This window comes from Halomonas sp. 707D4, from assembly GCF_024158685.1.
Lineage (GTDB): Bacteria > Pseudomonadota > Gammaproteobacteria > Pseudomonadales > Halomonadaceae > Vreelandella.
On sequence record NZ_JAMZBD010000113.1, the window covers coordinates 1 to 7,833 of the forward strand.

A 7,833-nucleotide genomic window follows, 5' to 3' on the forward strand; every position below is an offset into this window, starting at 1 on the left:
CTGGTGTGCGGTCCTGGCGACTTTTGTGCCAGAATGCATTTCTCAAGGAGGATTGCCATGACCCAAATGCGCTGGGAGCAGCTGCTCTCGCCCCGCCGGCTGCACGACAAACGCTCGTCGAGCAATCGCGAGATCGGCCGCACCCCGTTTCACAAGGACCATGACCGCATCGTCTTCTCGGGCTCGTTTCGCCGCCTGGGGCGCAAGACCCAGGTGCATCCGCTGACCGAGAACGACCATATACACACTCGCCTGACCCATTCGCTGGAAGTCGGCTGCGTGGGGCGCTCGCTGGGCATGATCGTGGGAGAGCTTCTGAGCGATCACCTGCCGGAGTGGATCACCCCGGCGGATCTGGGCGTGATCGTGCAGACCGCCTGCCTGGGCCACGACATCGGCAACCCGCCTTTCGGCCACGCCGGCGAGTATGCCATTCGCGACTGGTTCCGCCGCGCCGAGGGAAGCGGGCTGCTCGACGGCATGACCGACGCCGAGCGCGAAGACCTGCTCACGTTCGAGGGCAACGCCCAAGGCTTTCGCGTCATCACCCAGATCGAGTACAACCAGTTCAACGGCGGTATGCGCCTCTCGGCGGCCACGCTCGGTACGCTCTTGAAGTACCCGTGGACGGTGCGCTACGGCGGGCGCATGGGCAAGTTCGGCTGCTACCAGTCCGAACAGCCCTTGCTCGAGGAGGTGGCCGAAGCGGTGGGGCTGCTGCCCCAAGGCGAGCAGCGCTGGTGCCGCCACCCGCTGGCCTGGCTTGTCGAGGCGGCCGACGATATCTGCTACGCGCTGCTCGACCTGGAAGACGGGCTAGAGATGGGCATCCTGCGCTATGAGGAAGTAGTGGAGATCCTGCGCCAGATTGCCGGCGAGTTTCCGCCGGAGTACCAGGCGATGCTCGAACGCAACGTCTCCCAACGCCGACGTATCGCGCTGCTGCGCGGCGCGGCCATGGAGCGGGCGGTCAACGAGGTGGGCAGTGTCTTCGTGCAGAACGAGCAGGCGCTGTTGAGCGGCACGCTTTCCGACGACCTGCTGGAGCTTTGCCATCCGGATCTGGGTTGGGGAGTGCAGGCGGCCAAGCAGCTCGCCCGCGAACGCATCTTCCAGAACGAGCGCAAGGCGAAGCTCGAGATCGGCGCCTACACTACGCTCGGCATTCTGCTCGAGGCGTTCATTGGCGCTGCCCACGAGCTGCACCATACCGGGCAGAGCTCCTTCAAGCACCAGCGGGTACTGGCGCTGATCGGCGAGAACACGCCGCTACCCTCCTGGACGCTCTACGACAGCTACCGGCGCATGCTCGATTTCATCGGCGGGATGACCGACCACTACGCGGTGGATCTGGCTCAGGAGATGGGCGGGCGACTGCGCGGCGACTAGCTCACACCGAGGGCTTGCTCAGGTGAGCGAGCTCCATCTGCCGCGAACGCTCCAGCAGTACGTGGATCACCTTGCTGTGGATGGCGTCGCTGAGCGGCCCTGGCGTCAATTCACTCAACTGACGCGATAGCTGCTCGCCGCTGACCACCAGGATGTCCGGCGAGGCCTCGGAGGTATCCACCTCCCAGCCGGGCAGCACCAGCACGCCCTTCACCTTGACGGGCACGCCGCAGCGTCGCTCCAGCCACTGACTCAGCCAGCTCACGCCCTGGCGGGTCTTGTGCAGCGGGCGACGCTCCTGCCAGTGCGGAAAGCGCAGTCGCTCGCGCTCGACCACCACCCGGTTGAGCTCCTTGCCTTCGGTGCTGATGGCGAGCGTCCGCGCGCGGGTTTCCACCACGAAGACGCCGTGGGGCGTGACCACCACATGGTCGATGGTGAAACTGTCGGTCGGCACGTCGTGAAACACGTAATAGGGGTGCGCTTCCGGGCGGATCAGCCGCTCGAGCTCCTGGCCCACCGCCAGCTCGCAGGCGAGGCCCAGCTTGAGCCGGCGGATGCGCTGGTAGTCGCGAATCAGCAGCAGCGAGAACGTCACCACCAGCAACGTGCTGAGAAGGCCATACAGCGCCCACTCCATCCACTCCTGATGGACCACGAAGAGCATGCGGCCCATGCCGTAGACCAGCGGGGCGAGGCTTACGATCGGCCCCAGCGCACCGTTGAGAAACAGGTTGGAAAAGGCCTGGTCGAGGCGTTGGCGAAGCGCCTGGCCGGGTTCGCGCAGCGGCGCATCGAAGGGGGATTTGACGCGCGCGTCGTGAAGGCTACGTAGCGCCAGGACGATACCGGCCATCGCCGCCATCGGGAACAGGAAAATCAGCGGTAGCAAGTATTCCAGCCAAACCATTGCAGTGCCTTACTGGTAAGCAGAGTCGCTCTGCGGTTGTCGTCCGGCGCGCGTTCAGCCTCCCGCCAGCTTGACCTTGTAGCCCATCGCCTCAAGCGCCGCCTTCAGCGTATCACGATGATCCCCCTGGATCTCGATGACGCCGTCCTTCACCGCGCCGCCGGTGCCGCAGCGTTTCTTGAGTTCCTTGGCCAGCGCCGTGAGCTCCTTCGCGGGAAGCGCGATACCGCTGAGAGTCGTCACTCCCTTGCCCTTGCGCCCGCTGGTCTCGCGTCGAATGCGCACGATGCCGTCGAGGGCGGCCAGGCGCGCCTGCTCGCTGTCGTCCTCGCAGCGGCACTGGTCGATAGCCTCGCGGCATTCGGGGCAGGTCTTGCCCTGGTCGGTTGAGTATACAAGACCACCCAGCTGGTCACGTAATGAAGCCATGGGATTTCTCTACTGGTTTACTTGCCAAACGAATAGGCGGGCATCGCCGCGCCTTCGTGTTCGCAGGCCAGTTGCTCGATCACGTCGGCGACCTGGCGCATGCTGCGAATCTCGATGGCGCCGGCCGGGGTGGTTTCCCGGTCGGGAAAGCGGTTGAGGTGAATCACCGTCATCCCGGCCTTGAGCGCCGCACGTACGCCGACCAGCGCATCGTCGATGGCGATGCACTCGTCGGCGCTATAGCCCATGATACTGGCTGCGTGCAGGTGAAGACAGGGTTCGGGCTTCCAGCAGTTGGCGGTATAGCCGCTGAAGAAGCGCTTGCCGAAATAGCCGGTCAGTCGGGTGGCTTTCAACGCCGCCTGGATCTTGCTTTCGGGACCGTTGGAAACCACGGCGCTGGGGAAATGGCGCAGTTTGTCGAGCGCGTCGCGCGCGCCGGGCAGCGTGGTGAGCTCCTGGGTCAGGCGGGTGGCGAGGGTTTCGCGCATGGTGCGCTCGGCGCGGGCCAGGGCATCACTATCCACCGGGCCGAAGCGCGCCTGGAGTTCGGCGACGATGTTGCGAAAGCGGGCGCCGCGAAATTCGCCCATGTAGTCGCGAGGTTCGAAGGGAAGACCCACGGCGTTCAAGGCCGTCGTCATCTCTTCGGCAAGAAGGGGTTCGCTGTCAACCAAAGTGCCATCACAATCGAACAACAAAAGTGGGAGCGGCATCGGTGATCCTTGCAGCGGCAGGCTGCCTGTGTTGAGAAAAGCCGACTAACGTCCTATTGAACGAGATTTTCAGGCCTTTGTGAACACTGTTTTATAATTTTTTTGCAACTAACGTCTGATACTGCCGCGTGCGAATACCGCCGTTACGTCGTGATGTTCGAAAAAAGAGCGTCAAAATCGCTACATGCGTTTACACCCGGCATGGCATGCCGCGTCAGCGTGACAGTCGCCGCGAGTTGGCGCGGCTGCGACGGTGATAGGGCGAGAGCGCCTGCTGGCTGGTGACCCACCAGGGCGCATAGCGACCGTTGAGCGCGCCGAAGAACGCCTTCTGCATTGCAAGGCTCGCTTCCACGCTCGCCTCGATCTTCTCGGTCACCATGCGCTGGTTCTCGAGCATCATCGAGGGGCTGAAGAACGGCTGCGTCTGCCACAGGTGCTGACGCTGGGCGATCGTCGAAAGCGACGTGCTCCACAGCTCCAGCGCCATCATGCCGGCACTGTAGATGCCCATCATGGGCAGGAAAGGAGCTGAGAACGGCGAGGCTGAAGGTTTCATGGTGGCTACCTGCGGCTGGCTTGCGTGAAGGAGTCGACATGAAGCCATACTACACCGATGCTGCGATGCAGCAAGGTGTCGACATGCCAGAGCAAATAAAAAAGGCGGCCGAGGCCGCCTTTCATCGTTCAGCAGGGCAGAAGGCTTACTTGACCTTCGGGTCCAGCTCGCCGCGCGCGTAGCGCTCGTACATTGCGTCCAGGCTGATCGGCTTGATCCGGCTTGCGTTGCCGGCGGTGCCGAAGGCCTCGTAGCGGGCGATGCACAGGTCGCGCATGGCCGTCACGGTCTCTTTCAGGAACTTGCGCGGGTCGAACTCGGACGGGTTCTGGGCCATGAAGCGACGCACCGCGCCGGTGGAGGCCAGGCGCAGGTCGGTGTCGATGTTGACCTTGCGCACGCCGTGCTTGATGCCCTCAACGATCTCCTCGACCGGCACGCCGTAGGTTTCCGGAATCTCGCCGCCGTACTGGTTGATCACCTCGAGCCACTCCTGGGGCACCGAAGAGGAGCCGTGCATGACCAGGTGGGTGTCCGGAATGCGCGCGTGGATCTCCTTGATGCGCTGGATCGACAGCGTATCGCCGGTCGGCGGCTTGGTGAACTTGTAGGCGCCGTGGCTGGTGCCGATGGCGATGGCCAGGGCGTCGACGTGGGTCGCCTTGACGAACTCGGCGGCCTCTTCCGGGTCGGTGAGAAGCTGCTCCATGTCGAGCTTGCCCTCGGCGCCGATGCCGTCCTCTTCACCGGCCATGCCGGTCTCGAGGCTACCCAGGCAGCCAAGCTCGCCTTCGACGGAAACGCCACAGGCGTGAGCCATCTCGACCGTGCGGCGAGTGACGTCGACGTTGTAGTCGTAGTCGGTCGGCGTCTTGCCGTCTTCGCCGAGCGAGCCATCCATCATCACCGAGGAGAAGCCGAGCTGGATCGAGCGCTGGCAGACCGCCGGGCTTGTACCGTGATCCTGGTGCATCACCACCGGAATGTGCGGGAACTCCTCGACCGCCGCCAGGATCAGGTGGCGAAGGAACGGGGCGCCGGCGTACTTGCGCGCGCCCGCCGAGGCCTGGACGATCACCGGCGAGTCGGTCTTGTCCGCGGCTTCCATGATGGCGCGCATCTGTTCGAGGTTGTTGACGTTGAACGCCGGAATGCCGTAGCCGCGTTCGGCGGCGTGGTCGAGCATCTGACGCATGCTGATCAAAGCCATGAAATCACCTTGGGTTGTCGGGGTTGGGATCGGTGGATGTAGGGTCAGGCGCCGCGCGCGGCCGCTTCCAGCGCCGTCACGGCGGGAAGCGCCTTGCCCTCGACGTACTCGAGGAAGGCGCCGCCGCCCGTGGAGATGTAGGAGACGCGATCACCGATGGCGTACTTGTCGATCGCCGCCAGCGTATCGCCGCCGCCGGCGATCGAGAACGCCGGGCTTTCGGCGATGGCTTTCGAGAGCGCCTCGGTGCCCTTGCCGAACTGGTCGATCTCGAACACGCCGACCGGCCCGTTCCACAGGATCGTGCCCGCGTCCTTCAAGAGCCCCGCCAGGCGACCGGCGGTGTCCGGGCCGATGTCCAGGATCATCTCGTCGTCGGCGACCTGATCGACCGGCTTCACCGTCGCCTCGGCGGACTCGGAGAACTCGGTCGCCACCACCACGTCGGTGGGAATCGGGATGTCGACGTTGGCCATCAGCGCCTTGGCCTGATCGAGCAGCTCCGCCTCGTAAAGCGACTTGCCGACATTATAGCCCGCCGCGGCGATGAAGGTATTGGCGATGCCGCCGCCGACGATCAGCTGGTCGCACTTGTCGGACAGCGCGTTGAGCACTTCGAGCTTGGTCGACACTTTCGAGCCGCCGACGATGGCGACCATCGGCCGCCTGGGCGTGGCCAGGGCCTTTTCCAGCGCCTCGAGCTCGCCGGCGAGCAGCGGGCCCGCGCAGGCGGTGGGCGCGAAGCGCGCAACGCCGTGGGTCGAGGCCTGGGCGCGGTGGGCGGTGCCGAAGGCGTCCATCACGAAGACGTCGCACAGCGCCGCGTAGCGCTTGGCGAGGCCCTCGTCGTCCTTCTTCTCGCCGCTATTGAAGCGCACGTTCTCGAGCAGCACCACGTCGCCCTCCTCGAGGGCGGGCGCGGTTTCGAGGTAGTCGGTCGAGAGCGCGACGGGCTGGCCGAGCAGCTCGGCCAGGTGGCGGGCGACCGGCGCAAGCGAGAACTCCTCGGCGCGCTCGCCTTCGGTGGGCCGGCCCAGGTGGCTCATCAGCATCACCTTGGCACCGGCCTTCACCGCCGCCTGGATGGTCGGCAGCGCGGCGCGCAGGCGCGCGTCACTCGATACGCGGCCCTGCTTGATCGGCACGTTGAGATCCTCGCGGATCAGCACACGCTGCCCTTTCAGCGACAGTTCGGACATCTTTTGCACGTTCATCTAAGCGGCTTCCTTGTGGTTGAACGGTGAAGCGGCGAGCCTTCAAGCGTCTCGGCCGGCCTCGAGGGCGGCCAGGCGTCGAGCGATATCCAGCATGCGATTGGCAAAGCCCCACTCGTTGTCGAACCAGCAGAGCAGTTTCACCAGGCGCTTGCCGGCGACGCGTGTCTGCGTGGCGTCCAGAATGCCCGAGTGCGGGTCATGATTGAAGTCGATCGAGGCCATCGGCGCCTCGGTGTAGCCCAGAACGCCGGCCAGGCGCGCCTCGGCCACGCCCTTGAGCAGCGCGTTGACCTCTTGGGCGTCGGTATCGCGCTTCACGGTGAGCGCGGCGTCCATCGCCGAGACGTTGATGGTCGGCACGCGCACGTGCAGGCACTCGAAGCGCCCGGTGAGGGCGGGCATCAGGCGGCTGATGCCGACGGCCAGGCCCGTGTCCACCGGCACGATCGAGTGCATCGCCGAGCGGGTCAGGCGCAGGTCGGTCTGGTGGTAGGCATCGATCACCGGCTGGTCGTTCATCGCCGAGTGAATGGTGGTGGTCACGCCGTGCTCGAGACCCAGCGCCTCGTCGAGCACGGTCAGCAGCGGCACCAGGCAATTGGTGGTACACGACGCCGCCGAGAGGATGCGCTGGTCGAGCGACAGCGCGTCCTGGTTGATGCCCCAGACGATGGTGGCATCGACATCGCTCTCCGCCGGCTGGGAGAACAGGAGCCGCTTGGCGCCGGCCTCGATGTGCCGTTCGGCGGTGGCGCGGTCCTTGAAGCTGCCGGAACACTCGAGCACCAGATCGATGTCGAGCGCTTTCCAGGGAAGCCGTGCCGGGTCCGGCTCGTTGAGCACCTGAATCCGCCGACCGTCGACGATCAGCGCCTCGCCGTCGCTGTCCACGACCCCGGGAAAGCGCCCGTGGGTGGTGTCGAAGCGTGTCAGGTAAGTGATCGTGGCCAGATCCGACAGCTCGTTGATCGCCACGATCTCGAGCTCCGGGTGGCCACGCTCGACCAGCGCGCGCAGCACGCACTGGCCGATGCGGCCGTAACCGTTGATGGCGATGCGATAGGCAGCGTTGGGGTCGGCCATGGAGGACGGCTCTTCAGGAATGGGTGATGGCGCGGCGGCCGTAAGCTCGCGTGATCATAGCGTATTTCAAGGGCCGACTCCTACCAGGTGCCAGGCGAGCGGCAGAAAAAGCGCGGTGAAGATGCCGGTCAGGCTCATGCCGAGCGAGGCGAAGGCGCCGGCGGCGGGGCTCAGCTCGAAGGCCCGTACGGTGCCGATCGCGTGGCCGTTGAGCCCGAGGGCGAAGCCGATGATGCGCTCGTCCTCGATCTTCAACCACCGCGCGGCGGGGCCGGTGAACGCGGCGGTCGCTACCCCGGTCACCAGCAGCGCCCCCAGCA

Annotated in this window: 9 protein-coding genes; 1 reads left to right on the top strand and 8 read right to left on the bottom strand. The window is 65.3% G+C overall.

Going from position 1 to position 7,833, the window contains the following annotated elements:
• Positions 1 to 57: 57 nt before the first annotated feature.
• Positions 58 to 1,389 carry a deoxyguanosinetriphosphate triphosphohydrolase gene (locus tag BIS11_RS06845; RefSeq protein ID WP_253423460.1) on the top strand — a complete coding sequence of 444 codons (1,332 nt, stop codon included), beginning with the start codon at positions 58 to 60 and terminating at the stop codon, positions 1,387 to 1,389.
• A 1-nt stretch (position 1,390) separates the two neighbouring features.
• Here BIS11_RS06845 and BIS11_RS06850 read toward each other — a convergent pair whose 3' ends face one another.
• The 8 genes from BIS11_RS06850 to BIS11_RS06885 form a co-directional block, all read right to left on the bottom strand.
• Complete coding sequence (locus BIS11_RS06850) at positions 1,391 to 2,299, bottom strand: nuclease-related domain-containing protein (RefSeq protein ID WP_253423463.1); 909 nt, start codon at positions 2,297 to 2,299, stop codon at positions 1,391 to 1,393.
• 54 nt (positions 2,300 to 2,353) lie between these two features.
• Positions 2,354 to 2,728 carry a translation initiation factor Sui1 gene (locus tag BIS11_RS06855; RefSeq protein WP_253423466.1) on the bottom strand — a complete coding sequence of 125 codons (375 nt, stop codon included), beginning with the start codon at positions 2,726 to 2,728 and terminating at the stop codon, positions 2,354 to 2,356.
• Between the two features lie 17 nt (positions 2,729 to 2,745).
• Positions 2,746 to 3,444, bottom strand: coding sequence for an HAD family phosphatase (locus BIS11_RS06860; RefSeq protein WP_253423469.1), 699 nt, complete (start codon positions 3,442 to 3,444; stop codon positions 2,746 to 2,748).
• A 214-nt stretch (positions 3,445 to 3,658) separates the two neighbouring features.
• Positions 3,659 to 4,003 carry a hypothetical protein gene (locus BIS11_RS06865; RefSeq protein ID WP_253423471.1) on the bottom strand — a complete coding sequence of 115 codons (345 nt, stop codon included), beginning with the start codon at positions 4,001 to 4,003 and terminating at the stop codon, positions 3,659 to 3,661.
• Between the two features lie 145 nt (positions 4,004 to 4,148).
• On the bottom strand, positions 4,149 to 5,213 hold the full coding sequence (gene fba / locus BIS11_RS06870; protein WP_253423474.1) for a class II fructose-bisphosphate aldolase: 1,065 nt from the start codon (positions 5,211 to 5,213) through the stop codon (positions 4,149 to 4,151).
• A gap of 44 nt (positions 5,214 to 5,257) precedes the next feature.
• Entirely contained in the window at positions 5,258 to 6,427 is a 1,170-nt protein-coding gene (locus BIS11_RS06875; protein WP_253423477.1) for a phosphoglycerate kinase, read from the bottom strand.
• Between the two features lie 42 nt (positions 6,428 to 6,469).
• On the bottom strand, positions 6,470 to 7,513 hold the full coding sequence (locus BIS11_RS06880; RefSeq protein WP_253423480.1) for a type I glyceraldehyde-3-phosphate dehydrogenase: 1,044 nt from the start codon (positions 7,511 to 7,513) through the stop codon (positions 6,470 to 6,472).
• Between the two features lie 66 nt (positions 7,514 to 7,579).
• Positions 7,580 to 7,833: LrgB family protein (locus tag BIS11_RS06885; RefSeq protein ID WP_253585855.1), on the bottom strand; the 254-nt coding region annotated here is incomplete at its 5' end.